Consider the following 16,915-nt stretch of genomic DNA (forward strand, 5'->3'; position numbering starts at 1 on the left):
CTCAGACAAATGACTCCACAAGTTAATTCCAGGCTGGACGCGCAATTAGCGGCTGCCGGCTTCGAAATCGAGCCAGCCGGCGCGGTGCTCTTCCAGCTCGGCGGGGCTGATGCCGTAGGCGGCGCAGGCTTCGTCGGTGCTCATCAGGCCCTGGTCCACGGCATTTAGCACGGCCCAGACTTTGAGCTTGCGCTCAGCGGTTTCGGCGGTGGCATCGGCGGGCGCGGGCCGGCCGTCGGTATCGAAGAATTCGGGCTGGTTCTGGCTCATAGCTCAGGCAAGATAGAACGGCAAATATTAACGCAGCGTGAAGGTTAATCGGATTGTGGGGCCGCGCCAAAGTTTATTTCCAGCGGCTGAAAAACTGGTCAAAAGCCTCGCGGTAGCCGTCGCTCACGGGCAGGGTTTCGCCGGCAATCTGCACCGTGCCGCGCCCCACCGACTGGATGTGGCCCAGCCCCACAATGTAGCTGCGGTGAATGCGCAAAAACTTGCTGGCGGGGAGCTTTTCCTCCATGCCGCGCAGGCTGGTGAGCGAGAGCAGCGGCCGCGTCTGGGTGGCCAGATGCACCTTCACGTAGTCCTTCAGGCCCTCCACGTACACGATGTCGGCCAGGGGCACGCGCACCAGCTGGTACTCCACTTTGAGGTAGATGTAGTCTTCCTCGGGCGCGGTGGTGGGTTGGGGAGTTGGTGAATTGAGTGGCGCGGAGGCGGGCACGGGCGCGGGCATTTCGCTGGCCTGCTTCATCTCGAAGTAGGTTTTAGCCTTGAGGGCGGCCCGCAGAAACTCCTGATAGTCGAAGGGCTTGAGCAGGTAGTCGAGCGCATCGACGCGAAAGCCTTCGAGGGCGTACTGGTTGAAGGCCGTGGTGAAGATGACGCGCGGGCCGTGCTGCAATACTTTCGCCAGCTCCAGCCCGCTCAAATCGGGCATTTTGATGTCGAGGAACAGCAGTTGGGCGTCGGGCCGCTCGTGCAGCGAGCGCAGGGCGGCCACGGCGCTTTCGTGCCGGCCCACGAGGCGCAGAAACGGGGTTTGCTCGATGAAGGAGCAGACCAGGCCCAGGGCCAGCGGCTCGTCGTCGACGGCTACACAGTTGATGACGAACGGGGCGGCGGCCGGGGCGGGGGTTACAGATTCAGGTGCAGGCATACTTCGTATTCGTTGGCGGCGTTGCGGGGGTTTACGCGCACGGTGTGGGCGTGGGGATAGAGCAAATCGAGGCGGCGCTGGGTGTTGACCAGGCCGATGCCGCCGGGCTCGTCGTCATCATCGGGCCGGTCGGGGAATACGGTGTTGCGCACGCACAGCTCGACGGCGTGGGCGGTGGGCTGGCGCAATTCGATGGTGATGCAGCTGGGCGCGGTGGCGCTCACGCCGTGCTTAAACGCATTCTCGACGAACGGCTGAAACAGCATGGGCGCGATGAATGGGTCGGGGCTGAGCGGGTCGGGCATCTCAAAATTGACCTGCACTTTGTTGGTCAGGCGCAGGTGCATGAGCTCAATATAATCGCGCAGGAAGCTGATTTCCTGGCTCAGGCGCGTGTGGCCGGCGGGCGACTCGTAGAGCACGTAGCGCATCATGCGCGAGAGGCGGTGCAGGGCGGCGCGGGCCTGGTCGGCATCGAGCAGCGTGAGGGCGTAGATGTTGTTGAGGGTGTTGAAGAAGAAGTGCGGGTTAATCTGGGCTTTGAGCAGGCTCAGCTCGGTGGCTACCTGGCGGCGCTCCAGCTCCAGGCGGCTTTCGGCGTCGCGCTGGCCCTTTTGCATGGCCGCAAGGCTGGTGGCAATGCCCAGCACCAGCAGCGTAATCAGCAGCACACCGGTGTTGAAGAGCGGGCGGCCTTCCTCGGGGCCCAGCTGCGGGTGCGGGCGCGGCCCCGACCACGGGTTGGGCGGGTTGAGCACGGCCTCGCGGGCGGTGGCCACCAGTTCAGGCACGCCCAGGCGGGTTTCCACCTGCTGATGAATGGCCAGCACCGCCAGCACCAGCCCGGCATTCAGGGCCACGTAGGCCCAGGCCTTGCCACCGTACAGCAGGCGCGGCGCGGCCCACAGCACATTCAGGTAAAACACGCCCACCAGCAGGCCAAATACCACGGCCTGCGTCAGCCAGAACTCGGTGGGTTTGGGGCCGGGATAATCGGGCTGCTGGGCCACCAAAAGCACCGCCACCAGGCCCCAGACCAGGGCGTGCAGCAGCAGCGTGGAAGCCGAACGGAGTAGCGGTAACGCCATATTAGTGCTGAAAAGGAATTGCTCCGCAAGCTACAACCGGGGCCCGCCTACCCGGGCCTTGCATCGGCCAGCCGGGGCCGGATATCGCCCAGTCGGCACTTTGGGCCGCTGGCGGGCGCGGAGGCGAAGGGGCAGCTTTCGGCCGCGCCATTTGGGGTGCAAAATGGGCGAATGGGCGACGCCGGATAGTAACTCGCCGATTGCAGTTTGACCAGCCTATAGAGGGCCTGCAAATTTGAACCAGTCCCACCGCTCCCCGGGCCGGCAAACCTGCTGTTTCAACTCCGCTCTTCCTCCGATATTCCCATGGCTTCGTCTCTACTTCCCCGGGTTGCTTCGATGGTGGGTGCCGCCGTGCTGCTGGTGGTAGTGGCCTGCCAGAAACAGCCCGCCACGCCCAACGCCGCCGAACTGGCTACCCTCACGGCGCTGCCGCAAGTGGCAGCCGCCCCGGCCACCAACCCAAGCAGCCCGGCCAAAATCGCGCTGGGCCGCGCCCTGTTCTGGGACCCCGTGCTGTCGGGTGGCAAGGACGTGAGCTGCGCCAGCTGCCACCACCCCGCCAGCGGCTACGCCGATGCCATCGACCTGGCCATTGGCAGCAACGGGCAGGGCCTGGGTACCGCCCGCCATTTCCGCGCCCCCAATGATTTCCCCTTCAACAAACGCAACACGCCCAGCGTGCTCAACACCGCTTTCAACGGCATGGCCACCGATGGCAACTACCAGCCCGCCACGGCCGCCATGTTCTGGGACCTGCGGGCGCAGTCGCTCGAAACGCAGTCGCTGATGCCCGTGGCCACACTGGAAGAAATGCGCGGTCACCAATACGCCGAGGGCGTGGCCCTCGATTCGGTGGTGGCGCGGCTGCGGGGCATCGCGGCGTATGGGCCGCTGTTCAGCGCCGCTTTTGCCGAGGCCACGCCCATCACGGCGGCCAATATCGGCAAGGCCATTGCCTGTTTCGAGCGCACGCTGGTGGCTACCGATGCGCCCTTTGACCAGTACATGCGCGGCGATAAAAGTGCCCTCACGGCCCAGCAGGTGCAGGGCTTGAATGATTTCGTGACCAGCGGCTGCGCCAAATGCCACAGCGGCCCGATGCTCAGCGACTACCAGTTGCACGTTCTCGGCGTGGCCGACAACACCAAAAACCCCGCCTCCGACGCGGGCGCGAATGGCAGCTATGCCTTCCGCACGCCCAGCCTGCGCAACGTGGCCCTCACCGCCCCCTACATGCACAGTGGCACGCTGCCCAACCTGCAGGCCGTGCTCAATTTCTACGACCCCGGCCGCGGAGGCCAGGCCCCTTCGGCCAACCCGCACGTGAGCGTGGGCCAGCGCGACCCGCTGTTTCCGGGCCGCGTGACCAACCCGCAGAACATCATCGCCTTTCTGCAATCCCTCACCGCCGCCAGCTACGACCGCACCGTGCCCACCGCCGTGCCCAGCGGCCTGGCCGTGGGCGGCAACATCCACTAGCCTTCCTTTCATCAGTATCCATTTTTCAACCTTTTTCCCCAACCAACTTTTATGCGCGTTACCAACTTCCTACGCTTTGCCAGTGCCGCGGCGCTGCTGTGCTCCATGAGCAGCTTCTCGGGCTGCGAGAAAGAAAACGTGAGCCCCAACGGCGGCTGCGCCAAGAAAACCACGACGACGACCACCACTACCACGCCGACGACCACGACCACCACGGGTACGGGTACCGGCACGGGCGCTAACTAATCCGGCGCAGCGGAACCTCATCTCCCGGCCTCGGCCAGGGGGTGAGGTTCTTAGGTTGCCGCCATCCTATTTATTATCTTCATTATCACTATGAATACTCTCCGCTCGCTTGGTCTTCTGCTGCTGTTGCTGCTGCCGCTGGCAGCGTCGGCCACGCACATTGTGGGCGGCGAGCTGGATTTGCAGTACAAGTCCGGCAGCACCTACACGCTCAGCCTCAACCTGTATTTTGATGCCATCAACGGCGACCCGCAGGCCCTGGACCCGAGCCTTGTGGCCAGCATTTTTGTAAAGGCCACCAACCAGCGCGTGGTGAACATTACGCTGCCGCTCACCGCCAATACCTTCGTGCAGTACACCAACCCGGCTTGCTCCGTGGGCTCGCTGAGCACCCGCAAGCTGGTGTACACCAAGGAAATCACCCTGGACGCCGCCACTTATGCTAATGCCGGCGGCTATTACGTGGCGGTGGAGCGCTGCTGCCGCAACATCAGCATCAGCAACATTGTGAACCCCGGCGGCGCGGCCCAGACCTTTTACCTCGAATTTCCGGCCGTCGTCCGCAATGGCGCGGCTTTCATTGACTCCACGCCGCGCATTTTCCCGCCCTTGGGCGACTATGCGTGCCGGGGCGAGTTGTTTTATTACGATTTTGGCGGGCAGGACGTGGACGGCGACTCGCTCATCTACGATATGGTGACGCCGCTGAACGGCCACGCCACGGCCGCCGTGGGCAACACCGCGCCGCTGCCCAGCGCCGCGCCTTACGCCCCCATCACCTGGAACCCGGGCCTGAGCGCCACCAATCAGATTCCGGGCACCCCGGCGCTGGGCATCGATGCGCACACCGGCCGCCTCACGGTGCGGGCCAACAGCCTGGGCTTGTTCGTGTTTGGGGTGCGCTGCTCGGAATACCGCAAGGGCGTGAAGATTGGCGAGACGCGGCGCGATTTCCAGCTGTATGTGCTGAACTGCCCCACCAACGTGGCCCCCAAGCTGCAGGTGCACGCCGCTAATAGCGCCACGCTCTACCGCCCCGGCCGCGACACGCTGCGCCTGCTGCCCGGCGGTAACCGCTGCCTCACCATTCGCTACACCGACCCCGACCCTAACTCGGTGCTCACGATGAGCACGCGGGCGGTCAATTTTACGGTGCCCGCGCCCACCTTCACCACCAGCACCAGCGGCACGGTGCGCGCCGCCGGCGCCCCCGATACGCTCAACGCCACCCTCTGCTTCCCCGATTGCTCGGATACCAAAGGCAAGGTATATCTGCTCGACTTAATCGTGGCCGATAACGGCTGCAGCCTGCCCAAGCACGACACCGTGCGCGTGGCCTTCACCGCCACGCAGGCCCCCAACGCGGCCCCGGTGCTCACCAGCAGCTTCCCGCCCGCCCCGGCCCCCACCGCCGATGCCGCGCCCACCGTGGTGCGCGTGACGCTGGGCCAGCGCTACACCGCCACCCTGGCCGGCACCGATGCCGACCGCAACGCTCTGGCCCTTAGCGCTACCGGCGAGAGCTTCGACCTGGCTGCCGTGGGCATGCAGTTTGCAGCGCAGAACGGCGCGGGGCAGGCCGATGGCACCTTTGCGTGGGAACCCACTTGCGCAGCCGTGGCGGCGATGGGCAGCGCTGGTGGCCTGGTCGTGCACTTCAAACTGACCGAAACCGGCCCCTGCGTGCCGCTCCCGCAGGAGCGGGCCATTCGCTTCGAGGTGGTGCCGGTGGCCAACGAGGCGGCCTTCCGTCCAGCCAACGTCATCACGCCGAACGGTGACGGATTGAACGACTTCCTCCGCATGCCCGACCTGCCGGTGGACTTCTGCGACAATAAATTTGCGGGCATCAAAATTTTCTCGCGCTGGGGGCAGCAGGTGTTTGCCTCGGCCGAGCGCGGGTTTGAATGGGGCGGGCAGGGCGTGGGCGGGCTGTATTATTACCTCGCCACGTACACCGATGGCCGCAAGTTCAAGGGCTGGGTGGAGGTGATTCCGTAACGGATTCCTGAACGATGTAGAGACGCAATATTTTGCGTCTCGTCGTTGCACGGCCGGTACCGCACCGCCCGTGCAGTTATAACAACATCAGCAACGACGAGACGCAAAATATTGCGTCTCTACCGCTATTCGCCACCTTTGCGGTTGTCTTTCTCCTTTATGAAGCTCAAGCCCAACATTGCCACCAGCGAGGCCGGATTCATCTTCAATCCTGCCACCGGCGACTCCTTCGCGGCCAACCCGCTGGCGGCCGACATCCTGGCCCGCGCCAAGGCCGGGCTGGACGCGGCCGCCATCAAGGCCGACATTCTGGAGCGCTACGACGTGGCCCCCGGCCAGCTCGAAAAGGATTGGGACGACCTGCTGGCGCAGCTGCGCGACTTCAACCTGCTAGACTAACCCGCTGTGCCCCTTCCCAACTCCCGCCCGCGCCTGACCGTGGCCGTGACCGGCCTCAACGCCACCGACAGCCCCGGCCCGGGCGTGGCCGTTATCCGCGCCCTGCGTGAGACTACGGACTTCGACCTCCGCATTATCGGGCTGAGTTATGAGGCGCTGGAGCCGGGCATCTACCTGCGCGAACTGGTGGACAAGACCTACCAGCTGCCCTACCCGGCGGCCGGCACGGCGGCGCTGCTGGCGCGGCTGGCCCACATCCGCGAGCGGGAGGACATGGCCGTGCTCATCCCCAACTTCGATGCCGAGCTGTTCAACTTCATCAAGCTGGAGCCCGAGCTGCGGGCGCTAGGCATCCACACCTTTTTGCCCACGCTGGCCCAGTTAGATGCCCGCGACAAGCTGAACCTGGCCGCCTTCGGGGCGGCGCACGGCTTCAACACGCCGGCCAGCCGGCCGCTGCACAGTGCCTTCGAGCTGCTGGCCGCCGCCGAGGCGCTGGGCTGGCCGTTGGTGCTGAAGGGCCGCTACTACGATGCCGCCGTGGTGCACTCGCTGGCGCAGGCCGAGCAGGCGTTTGGGCGGCTGAGCGGGCTGTGGGGCGTGCCGCTCATCGCGCAGGCGTTTGTGGCGGGGCAGGAAATAAACATTGCCGGGCTGGGCGACGGGCACGGCCGCGCCCTGAGCGCGGTGCCTATGCGCAAGCTCACCATCACGGACCGGGGCAAGGCCTGGGCGGGCATCACCCTGGAAGACGAGTCGCTGCTGGCCCTGGCCCGCCGCTTTGCCGAGGCCACGCGCTGGCGCGGCGGCTTCGAGCTGGAACTGATTCGCACGGCCACGGATGAGCTGGTTATCCTCGAAATCAACCCCCGCTTCCCGGCCTGGATTTACCTCACGGCCGCCGCCGGCCAGAACCAACCCGCCGCTCTGCTCCGCCTGGCCCTGAGCCTGCCCGTGCCCATGATGGAAAGCTATGCCGTGGGCAAGATGTTCGTGCGCTACGCCTGGGATTTGATTACCGACCACACCAACTTCCAGCAAGTGGCCGCGCTGGGCGAACTTTGAGCCGACGCTTAGCAAGGAGCAACGGTTGTCATCCTGAGCGGAGCGAAGGACCTTATCACGGCTGCACGATTAGCAGCAATAGCAGACGGCGCAAGCGTGATAAGGTCCTTCGCTGCGCTCAGGATGACAGACTTTGTTTCGCCCGTTTCCGCCCTTGCCTCCCCGCTTCCTCACCCACCCATGAAACAACCCTACGAACGTCCCACCATCCGCAAGCTTACGGCCGGCGCGCTGCACAAATTCGGGCCGCGGGCCGGGGCCGCACCCACCACGGCCCTCGATGGCGTGCCCGTGGCGGAGCTGGTGGCCCGGTTCGGCTCGCCCTTGTTCGTGCTGAGCGAGCGGCAGCTGCGGCGCAGCTACCAGGCCGCCGTGCGGGCCTTCGGCACGCGCTACCCGGCGGTGCAAATGGCGTGGTCGTACAAGACGAACTACTTGAATGCCGTGTGCCGCACCTTCCACCAGGAGGGCGCTTGGGCGGAGGTGGTGAGCGGCATGGAGCTGGAAAAGGCTCTGCTCAACGGCGTGCCCGGCCCGCATATCCTCTTCAACGGTCCCGGCAAGCGGCGGGCCGATTTGGAGCGGGCGTGTGAGGTCGATGCCGTGATTCACCTCGACAATGCCGATGAGCTGCACCTGCTGCTGGACGTGGCGGCCGGCCGCGCCACCCGGCCCCGCGTGGCCCTGCGCGTGAACCTCGACGCCGGCATTTACCCGCAGTGGGACCGGTTCGGCTTCAACCTGGAGAATGGCGAGGCCTGGCAGGCGCTGGGTCGGGTGGTGGCCTCGGAGCGACTGGCGTTGGTGGGCTTGCACTGCCACATCGGCACCTACGTGCTCCAGCCCAAGGCCTACGGCACGGCAGCCACCAAGCTGGCGGCCCTGGCCCGCCGCTGCCAGCGCGAGCTGCACACGGCCGTGCAGTACCTCGACCTGGGCGGCGGCTTCCCCTCCACCAACACCCTGAAAGGCGCCTACCTGCCCGCCGCCGATACCGTGCCGCCGCTGGATGAGTACGCCGAAGCCATCACCGGGGCCTTGCTGGGCGCAGGCTTCCCGGCGGATGAGCTGCCGCTGCTGGTGCTGGAAGCCGGCCGGGCGCTGGTCGATGATGCGGGCTCGCTTATCGGTACGGTGCTGGCCAATAAGCGGCTGGCCGACGGCCGCCGCGCCACTATCCTCGACTTCGGGGTGAACCTGCTGTTCACTTCCTTCTGGTACGACCACCACATCAGCCCCACCCGCGAATTCTCTAACCAAACCGAGCCCACCGTGCTCTACGGCCCGCTCTGCATGAACATCGACCAGCTGCGCGACAGCATCGCCCTGCCCCTGCTCGCCCCCGGCGATACCGTGGTGGTGCACAAAGTGGGCGCCTACAACATGAGCCAGTGGCAGCAGTTCATCAACCTGCGGCCCAACGTGGTGATGGTGGACGAGGCCGGCCAAACCCACCTAATAAGAGCCGCCGAGACGCTGGCGTACCTGCAGCAGCTGGAGCGGGTGCCGGCGCACCTGGCGGGATAATCGTTGTCATCTTGAGCGGAGCGAAGGACCTTATCACCGCCGAACGGTTCGCGACAAGCCACTGCTGGCGGGATAAGGTCCTTCGCTCCGCTCAGGATGACAGTTGTTTTTCATTCGACCCTTTAACGTCTACCGCTAAACGTCCCTATGCCTTCCCTTTCCTCCTTCTTCCGCGCCGTGCTGCACAGCTACGCCATGCTGTTCTTTTCGCAGCACCGGGGCTTTGCGGCCGTGCTGCTGGCGGTGTCGTTCGGGCACCCGGTGGTGGGGGCGGCGGGGCTGGCCAGCACCTGCCTGGCGGTGGCGGGGGCGCGGCTGGGCGGCTTCAACCGGGAGTGGACGGACAGCGGCGCGTACAGCTTCAACGCCCTGCTCACCGGGCTGGCGCTGGCCTCGTTCTTCGCACCGGGCTGGGGGCTGGCGGGGCTGGTGGTGGTGGGCGCGGGCCTGGCCCTGCTGCTGAGCGTGGCCCTGGGCGGCTGGCTGGGCGGGCGTGGGCTGCCGGCGCTGTCGCTGCCCTTTGTGGGCACGGTGTGGGTGCTGCTGCTGGGGGCCGGGCCGCTGCTGCACCTGCCGGCGGCCGAGGGCGGCATCTACTGGCTGAACGAGGCCTACGCCCTGGGCGGCCCCCGACTGGTACAGGCCGCGCAGTGGGTGGGCGACTGGCCCTGGCCGCCGCTGCTGGCCACCTACCTGCGGGCCCTGAGCGCGGTGCTGTTTCAGGACAGTGCGCTGGCCGGGCTGCTGGTGGCGGCCGGGCTGCTGTGGCATTCGCGCATTGCGTTTTCGCTGTCGGTGCTGGGCTTTTTGGGGGCGTATGGGCTGCTGCTGCTCACGGGGCCGGCGGGCAGCGGGCCGCTGGATTACAACCTGGGGGCCAACTATGTGGTGGCAGCCGTGGCCGTGGGCGGCGTGTTCGTCATCCCCTCGGCGGCCAGTTACGGGTGGGCGTTGCTGAGCGTGCCGGTGACGGTGGTGGCGCTGGCCGGCTTCACGGCCGTGCTCGATAGGCTGGGGCTGCCGGCCCTCTCGCTGCCCTACTGCGCCACGGCGCTGCTGTTCCTATACGTACTGCTGCTGCGCGAGCGGCCGGGCGCGGGCCTCGTGCTTACCCCCATCCAGCGCTACTCGCCCGAGCGCAACCTCTACGCCTATGCCACGGCGCGGGTGCGGCTGGCCCACCAGGGCGCGGTGGCCCTCACCCTCCCCTTCCGGGGCGCGTGGACCTGCACCCAGGGCTACCTAAGCGGCGGCCCCACCCACCTCGGCGACTGGGGCCAGGCCCTGGACTTTGCCATCACCGATGCCGACGGCCGCACTTACCACGGCTCGGGCCTTAGCCTGAGCGACTACTACGCCTACAACAAGCCCGTACTGGCCCCCGCCGACGGCGTGGTGGAGGAGGTCATCCAGCACATCGAAGACAACGCCATCGGCGAGGTGAACACCCGCCAGAACTGGGGCAATACCGTGGTGCTGCGCCACGCACCGGGCCTGTTCACGCAGCTCTCGCACCTGCGCGCCCACTCGGTGCCGGTGAAGGTGGGCGACTACGTGCAGCGCGGCGACATCATCGGTACCTGCGGCAGCTCCGGCCGCTCGCCCGAGCCGCACCTGCACTTCCAGGTGCAGGCCACGCCCTACGTGGGGTCGCGCACCGTGGCGTACCCGCTGGCGTATTTCGTGGCCGAAGCCGACGCGCCGGCTACGGTTGTTAGGGTGCCTGTCGCTTCCGGCGAAAGTATGCCTACCAGTGTTAGGGTGCCATTCGTCTCCGGCGAAAGCATGCCTAATACTGGTAGGGTACCTTTCTTCTCCGGCGAAAGCGTGCCTAACAACGGTAGGATAGCACCCGGGCTTGTCAGTACTGGCCCCACCTCCCAGCTCCGCCACTTCGCCGTGCCCATGGCGGGCGAAATCGTGAGCCCGCCCGCCATCAACCGCACCCTGAGCCAGGCCCTGCGCCTGCCCCCCGGCTACGCGCTGGACGTGCGCGATGCCGCCGTGCCCACCGCCCCGGTCCAGCGCTGGGAGGTGTTCACCGATGCTTATAATCTGGCCTACCTGCGCTGCCAGCGCACGGGAGCCGTGCTCTACTTCGCCGGCGATGAGTCGGTGTTCTACTGCACGGCCTTCTACGGCGATGAAAACTCGTGGCTCTACCTGCTCTACCAGGCCGCCTACCGGATTCCACTGGCCAGCCTGGCGGGCCAGACGGTGCACGACGAGTTTCCGCTGACCGTGGTGCGCAATCCCGTCCTGACGTGGGCGCAGGACGTGCTGGCCCCGTTCTACCGCTTCCTCCGCCCTACTTTCTGGGCCGAAGAGCTGCCCGCCACGGCCGGCCACTGGCCCGGCGGCCCGGTGCGGCTTCGCAGCCGGGTGGCCGTCGCCGGGTTCGGCCGCGCCCGCGAGGTGCAGGCGTCCGAGCTGCTTTTTGCCGAAGGGCGACTGGCCGAGCTGCGCGTGCGCCGGGCCACGGGCAACCTCACCCTCACCTGCACAGTGGCCGGCGCATGAGGAAATTATTCGTCTTACTGCTTCTGCTACTGGCCGGGGCCGGGGCCACCGCCGCCCGCGCCCAGGCCCCCGTGCCCGATTATCAGGCCACCGACAGCCTCATCCAGACCCTGGCCCGGCGATACCGCTGGGCCGCGCTCGACTCGGTGGGACGCGCCGTGCTGCGCCTGGGGCTCGACTACCCCGGGCTGCGCCGCCGACTAGGCCAGGCCGCCCTGGCCCGCGACCGGCCGGCGGTAGCAATCCGCCACTACGGCCACGCCCTGCGCGAAAACCCCGTCGATACCATCGCCCGCTACGGGCTGGCCCTCGCCTACCTCGGCCTGAACCAGCCCGGCCCCGCCGCCCTGGTGGCGCGCGGTCTGCCCGACTCGCTCCGCCGGCCGCTGCACCTCAACGGCTTCCAGCTCCTGAGCCGGGTAGAGGTGGAAGCCAGCGGGCAGTCGGTACGCCACGAGCACCGCGGTCCGGCCGGATTCCTGCGCCTGGGCTTGGGTACTCGCCTCAGCCCCCGCTTCAGCCTGAGCCAGAACTTCAGCTACTTCGGCCAGAACATTGAGCTGCCCGACCACCAGCGGCACGGCCACGGCGACGAATACCCCGTGCGCCAGCACGAGTACCACGCCCTGCTGGCCGGCCAGCTCAGCCCGCGCTGGCGGGCCCTGCTCGGCTACCACTACCTGAACAGCGACTTCGGCCGCCTCGAAGCGCCCGCCAGCCACCTTGGCTACGCCGCCCTGGCCTACGCCTGGCCCTACTTCGTAGTGCAGGCGGGCCAGTACCTGGGCACGCTCACCGACACGGCCCGTGCCCAAACCGACCTGCGCCTGACCGTGTACCCGCTCGGCAACCTGCGCCTCTACGGCTTCGGGCAGGCCAGCGTGGTGCGCTCCAACGGCCGCAGCTTTCCGCACGGGCTGCTGGGCGCGGGCGGGCGGTTGCACCGCCGCGTGTGGCTCGATGTGTACGGCGGCCTGGGCCAGGTGCCGGTGCTAGCCGAGCTCGACGGGCTTTACGTGTACAACCTTCTCGACCCCTTGCAGGCCCGCGCCGGGGCCGGCCTGCTTATTTTGCTGCCCGAGCGGCTCTCCCTGCGCCTGAGCTACGGCCTGGAGCGCCGCCGAGACGCCATCGACGCCTCCCGCTATAACTTGCAATCCCTTAGTACCGCCCTCGCATGGACCTGGTAAAGCTGACCTTCGCCACCGCTGCCCTCGTGTATGCTGTGCCGGCCGCCGCCCAGGCCCCGGACCAGTCTGCCGCCTTCGCCACCAGCTACGCCGCCGAGGCCAAGGCCGATTACGCCGAGGCCATCGCGCCCATCAAGGGCGTCTACACCGGCACCTACGAGCAGAACCTGCGTCTGGGCTGGCTCTATTTTCTGGCCAAAAACTACCCCGCCGCCGCCGCCCATTATCAGAAAGCCGTGGAGCAGCGCCCTTATGCCATCGAGCCCAAGCTCGGCCTCATCAAGCCCCTGAACGCGCTGGGCCAGATTGAGAAGATGCTGACCACCTACGAAGGCATCTTGAAAGTAGACCCCCAGAACACCCAGGCCAACTACTGGACCGGCGTCATCTACCTCAACCGCAAGGCCTACGGCCAAGCCGCACGCTACTTCGAGCACGTCGTAAACCTCTACCCGTTCGACTACGACTCCAACATCTCGCTGGCCTGGGCCTACCTCAACCTCGGCAAGAAAGCCGAGGCCCGCGCCCTCTACACCAAGGCCCTGCTCATCCGGCCCGGCGATGCCGCCGCCACCGCCGGCCTGCGCCGCCTTTAGCGCAGGCCGCCCCGCATCAGGCGCGAGGCCGGCGGCCGTGGCGGCGGGCCCGGCGCTGGGCGGCGCGCTGCGCTTGCAGCTTGGCGTATTCATCGGCTTTCAGGACCGACCGGAGCTGGGTGTCAAATTCGTCTTCGAAGCGCTGCATAGCAAAAGAAAATGGGTAAGGAAAAGCGCCGGCGGGCCGGGTTGCTGCGTCAAAGGTGCCGGGCCGTAGCCAGGGCTTCAAACCCAATCGGCCAGCCCCGCCCTCGCACCGACCACTGCCCGGTAGGAGCCATTCCGGGCCGCCACCAGGCAGCACTGGCTTGAAGCAAAACCATTGGGAGTGACGGAGCTAATGTTCATCGACTTTTTAAACTAAGCCGTCGATTATCAGTCATAATCACGCGCTTAGTCGCCCATCTTTGGTCTGTTGCTTGCTGCTACTCTATCCCCTACCATCATTATTGCCTATTTCTCACGCATTGCTTGTTTTTCCCATGACCGACGCCCCCGGCTACGTCACCCCTTATGACGTTGCCACTGCCCCCAGCAGCGGCTGCGCCATTTCGCCCGATGTCATGCCCTGGCACCACCGCACCGGCGATGGAACCGGTGCGCCGCGCGCCGCAGACAGCCCTTTTGTGCTGGGGCAGAATTACCCCAACCCCCACACCGGCGAAACCACCGTCCCCTTCACCCTGCCAACCCCGGCCGACGTTCATCTCGATTTGTTCGACCAGTTGGGCCGAAAAATGGCCGGGGTGGTGCGTAAAGGCCGTAGCGCCGGTGCCCAAAATATAAAGCTGAACCTGGAGGGCTTGGGATTGCCGGCTGGCGACTATATTTACAGACTACAGGTTAGCAACCGGTTCGGAATATTCCAACAGGCGAAGCAAATGACCCTTGTATAAAGACGACTGAAAGTGAGTGGGCTGATTTGTGCTGCCCGAGGCCGACCGCTGCAACGGTCGGCCTCTTTTTTTGGGCTACGGGGCCGGCGGTCGCATTCGTTTGGCCGAAACCTTTCAGGTTAGGCAGCGCCGCCCGTACTTTGCCGTTGGGCCGCCGCGGGCGACGGCTCGGTTGCTTACTTTGCTTCACCTCCCACCGCGGCCCCGCCGCATAGCTTTTTTTTATGGCTGACCAAACCCTTACCGGCCTGCGCGCCGGTGTGCTGCACAGCGACGAAGTGCAGGCCCTCTTCCAGCACGCCAAGGCCCACGGCTACGCTCTGCCCGCCGTGAACGTGACCGGCACCAACACCGTGAACGCCGTGCTCGAAACCGCCAAGGCGGTGAATTCGCCGGTTATCATCCAGTTCTCGAACGGCGGCGCGCAGTTCTTCGCCGGCAAGTCGGTGCCGAATGACAAGCAGCAGGCCAGCATCGCGGGCGGCATTTCGGGGGCCCAGCACGTGCACCTGATGGCCGAGCTCTACGATGTGCCCGTGATTTTGCACACCGACCACGCCGCCAAGAAGCTCCTGCCTTGGATTGACGGCCTGCTCACGGCCGGCGAAAAGCACTTCCAGCAGTATGGCCAGCCGCTCTACAGCTCGCACATGCTCGATTTGTCGGAAGAGCCGATTGAGGAGAACATCGAAATCTGCAAGCGCTACCTCGAGCGCATGGCCAAAATCGGCATGACGCTGGAGATTGAGCTCGGCGTGACCGGCGGCGAGGAAGACGGCGTGGACAACTCCGACGTGGATTCGAGCAAGCTCTACACCCAGCCCGAGGAAGTGGCCTACGCCTACGAGCAGCTGAGCGAAGTGAGCCCGCGCTTCACCATCGCGGCCGCGTTCGGCAACGTGCACGGCGTGTACAAGCCCGGCAACGTGAAGCTGCAGCCCAAGATTCTACACAACTCGCAGGAGTTCCTGCGCCAAAAGCACAACATCGCCGAGGCCCTGCCCATCGACTTCGTGTTCCACGGTGGCTCGGGCTCTTCGCAGGAAGAAATCCGCGAGGCCATCAGCTACGGCGCCATCAAAATGAACATTGACACCGACCTGCAGTGGGCGCTGTGGGAAGGCATCAAGGACTACTACGTGAAGAACGAAGGCTTCCTGCAGGGCCAGATTGGCAACCCCACCGGGGCCGACTCGCCCAACAAGAAGTACTACGACCCGCGCGTGTGGCTGCGCAAAGGCGAAGAGTCGTTCTCGGCCCGCCTGAAATCGGCGTTTGAGGATTTGAACGCCATCAACCGCCGCTACTAGTCTGATTGCCCGACCACTCCTCTGCTTACCAAGGAGGGGACGTTCAGCCGCCAGGCTGAACTGGGGTGGTTGAATCGTTGAACGACACCCGAACGAGGCCTTTGTGCTATGTTCGGGTGTCGTTTGCGTTTCGGGCCTTTCGCAAGTCGTTCAACGCCCTAACCACCCCCGTTTTCACTTCGTGAAAACATCCCCTGCTTGATAAGGAGGGGAGTTTATCGTTCACAACATCCCAACCGCCATGTCCTACCAGCCCAGCCCCACCCGCTACCAGGAAATGACCTACCGCCGCTGTGGCCGCAGCGGCCTGAAACTGCCGGCCCTCTCGCTGGGCCTGTGGCATAATTTCGGCGATGTGGACCTGCTGGCCAACTCCCGCGCCATCCTGCGCCGGGCGTTCGACCGGGGCATCACGCACTTCGACCTGGCCAACAACTACGGCCCGCCGCCTGGCTCGGCCGAGGAGAATTTTGGACGCATTCTGCGCGAAGATTTCCGGCCTTACCGCGACGAATTAATCATTTCGACCAAAGCCGGGTACCACATGTGGGAAGGCCCCTACGGCGAATGGGGCTCGAAGAAATACCTGGTTTCCAGCCTCGACCAAAGCCTGAAACGCATGGGCCTGGAGTACGTCGACATCTTCTACCACCACCGCCCCGACCCCGACACGCCCCTGGCCGAAACCATGGCCGCCCTCGACCTCATCGTGCGCCAGGGCAAGGCCCTGTACGTGGGCCTTTCGAATTATAAGCCCGCCGAGGCATCCGAAGCCTTCATGCTGCTGCGCGAAATGGGCACCCCCTGCCTCATCCACCAGCCCAAATATTCCATGTTTGAGCGCTGGGTCGAAGACGGCCTTCTCAACCTGCTGGGCGAAGAAGGCGTGGGCTGCATCCCGTTCTCGCCCCTTGCCCAGGGTTTATTGACGAACAAGTACCTGCACGGCATCCCTGACGATTCTCGCGTGGCCAAAGGCGTCGGCTTCCTCACCGAAACCAACCTCACGCCCGAGCGCCTCGACCAGGTCCGTCGCCTTAACGACCTCGCCCAAACCCGTAACCAAAGTCTCGCCCAAATGGCCCTCGCCTGGCTCCTGAAAGACGAGCGAATAACGTCCGTGCTCATCGGCGCCAGCAAGCCCGAGCAGCTCGATGACTCGTTGCGCTGCTTAGAGAATCTGACGTTCAGCACAGAGGAGCTGGCGACGATTGAGGCGGTTCTAAGGGACTAATCCGGTCTGCATACTTCCGGTCAGCTTGTGCTCCATTGGTTGCTATCGAGCATTCGGTGTGGTCCCGGCACCAAGCCCGGCTCATTGACCAGTGAGAGCACCAAAAAAGCCCCGGCACTGCGCAGTGCCGGGGCTTTTTTGGTGCTCAGAATTACTACTGGTTTTCCAACTGCCCGGGGCGAGCTAGCCCGTTGGCCAGTTGCCC

General features: G+C 65.4%; 16 protein-coding genes. 12 read left to right on the plus strand and 4 right to left on the minus strand.

Annotated features, from left to right (window positions below; all coding sequences use genetic code 11):
* Positions 1 to 45: 45 nt before the first annotated feature.
* From ACYVM5_RS03060 to ACYVM5_RS03070, 3 genes are all read right to left on the minus strand, one after another.
* Complete coding sequence (locus ACYVM5_RS03060) at positions 46 to 270, minus strand: DUF1153 domain-containing protein (RefSeq protein WP_460616707.1); 225 nt, start codon at positions 268 to 270, stop codon at positions 46 to 48.
* A gap of 73 nt (positions 271 to 343) precedes the next feature.
* Entirely contained in the window at positions 344 to 1,156 is an 813-nt protein-coding gene (locus tag ACYVM5_RS03065; RefSeq protein ID WP_460616708.1) for a LytR/AlgR family response regulator transcription factor, read from the minus strand.
* Positions 1,135 to 2,244, minus strand: coding sequence for a sensor histidine kinase (locus tag ACYVM5_RS03070; protein ID WP_460616709.1), 1,110 nt, complete (start codon positions 2,242 to 2,244; stop codon positions 1,135 to 1,137). Before ACYVM5_RS03070 ends, ACYVM5_RS03065 begins: the two co-directional genes overlap by 22 nt.
* A gap of 306 nt (positions 2,245 to 2,550) precedes the next feature.
* Between ACYVM5_RS03070 and ACYVM5_RS03075 the strand changes: the two genes are divergently transcribed.
* The 9 genes from ACYVM5_RS03075 to ACYVM5_RS03115 all read left to right on the plus strand — a co-directional run bounded on the left by ACYVM5_RS03075 (position 2,551) and on the right by ACYVM5_RS03115 (position 13,270).
* Positions 2,551 to 3,726, plus strand: coding sequence for a cytochrome-c peroxidase (locus ACYVM5_RS03075; protein ID WP_460616710.1), 1,176 nt, complete (start codon positions 2,551 to 2,553; stop codon positions 3,724 to 3,726).
* A gap of 51 nt (positions 3,727 to 3,777) precedes the next feature.
* Positions 3,778 to 3,972: a hypothetical protein gene (locus ACYVM5_RS03080; protein ID WP_460616711.1), complete on the plus strand. Its 195-nt coding sequence runs from the start codon at positions 3,778 to 3,780 to the stop codon at positions 3,970 to 3,972.
* A gap of 90 nt (positions 3,973 to 4,062) precedes the next feature.
* Positions 4,063 to 5,973 (plus strand): T9SS type B sorting domain-containing protein, encoded by a 1,911-nt coding sequence (locus ACYVM5_RS03085; protein ID WP_460616712.1) that lies wholly within the window; start codon positions 4,063 to 4,065, stop codon positions 5,971 to 5,973.
* 159 nt (positions 5,974 to 6,132) lie between these two features.
* Complete coding sequence (locus ACYVM5_RS03090) at positions 6,133 to 6,372, plus strand: PqqD family protein (protein WP_460616713.1); 240 nt, start codon at positions 6,133 to 6,135, stop codon at positions 6,370 to 6,372.
* Positions 6,373 to 6,378: 6 nt separating this feature from the next.
* Complete coding sequence (locus ACYVM5_RS03095) at positions 6,379 to 7,437, plus strand: ATP-grasp domain-containing protein (protein WP_460616714.1); 1,059 nt, start codon at positions 6,379 to 6,381, stop codon at positions 7,435 to 7,437.
* 180 nt (positions 7,438 to 7,617) lie between these two features.
* Positions 7,618 to 8,964 (plus strand): type III PLP-dependent enzyme domain-containing protein, encoded by a 1,347-nt coding sequence (locus tag ACYVM5_RS03100; RefSeq protein WP_460616715.1) that lies wholly within the window; start codon positions 7,618 to 7,620, stop codon positions 8,962 to 8,964.
* Positions 8,965 to 9,111: 147 nt separating this feature from the next.
* Positions 9,112 to 11,484 (plus strand): urea transporter, encoded by a 2,373-nt coding sequence (locus ACYVM5_RS03105; protein WP_460616716.1) that lies wholly within the window; start codon positions 9,112 to 9,114, stop codon positions 11,482 to 11,484.
* Complete coding sequence (locus ACYVM5_RS03110; protein ID WP_460616717.1) at positions 11,481 to 12,674, plus strand: hypothetical protein; 1,194 nt, start codon at positions 11,481 to 11,483, stop codon at positions 12,672 to 12,674. Before ACYVM5_RS03105 ends, ACYVM5_RS03110 begins: the two co-directional genes overlap by 4 nt.
* On the plus strand, positions 12,662 to 13,270 hold the full coding sequence (locus tag ACYVM5_RS03115) for a tetratricopeptide repeat protein (protein WP_198067631.1): 609 nt from the start codon (positions 12,662 to 12,664) through the stop codon (positions 13,268 to 13,270). Before ACYVM5_RS03110 ends, ACYVM5_RS03115 begins: the two co-directional genes overlap by 13 nt.
* Positions 13,271 to 13,286: 16 nt before the next feature.
* Here ACYVM5_RS03115 and ACYVM5_RS03120 read toward each other — a convergent pair whose 3' ends face one another.
* Positions 13,287 to 13,418, minus strand: coding sequence for a hypothetical protein (locus ACYVM5_RS03120; protein ID WP_460616718.1), 132 nt, complete (start codon positions 13,416 to 13,418; stop codon positions 13,287 to 13,289).
* Between the two features lie 334 nt (positions 13,419 to 13,752).
* Here ACYVM5_RS03120 and ACYVM5_RS03125 point away from each other — a divergent pair, with 334 nt between their 5' ends.
* From ACYVM5_RS03125 to mgrA, 3 genes are all read left to right on the plus strand, one after another.
* Positions 13,753 to 14,166, plus strand: coding sequence for a T9SS type A sorting domain-containing protein (locus ACYVM5_RS03125; protein ID WP_460616719.1), 414 nt, complete (start codon positions 13,753 to 13,755; stop codon positions 14,164 to 14,166).
* Between the two features lie 224 nt (positions 14,167 to 14,390).
* Positions 14,391 to 15,476, plus strand: coding sequence for a class II fructose-bisphosphate aldolase (gene fbaA / locus ACYVM5_RS03130; protein WP_460616720.1), 1,086 nt, complete (start codon positions 14,391 to 14,393; stop codon positions 15,474 to 15,476).
* Positions 15,477 to 15,717: 241 nt separating this feature from the next.
* Positions 15,718 to 16,710, plus strand: coding sequence for an aldo-keto reductase family protein (gene mgrA / locus ACYVM5_RS03135; protein WP_460616721.1), 993 nt, complete (start codon positions 15,718 to 15,720; stop codon positions 16,708 to 16,710).
* Positions 16,711 to 16,915: the final 205 nt, after the last annotated feature.

Source organism: Hymenobacter ruber (assembly GCF_054783255.1).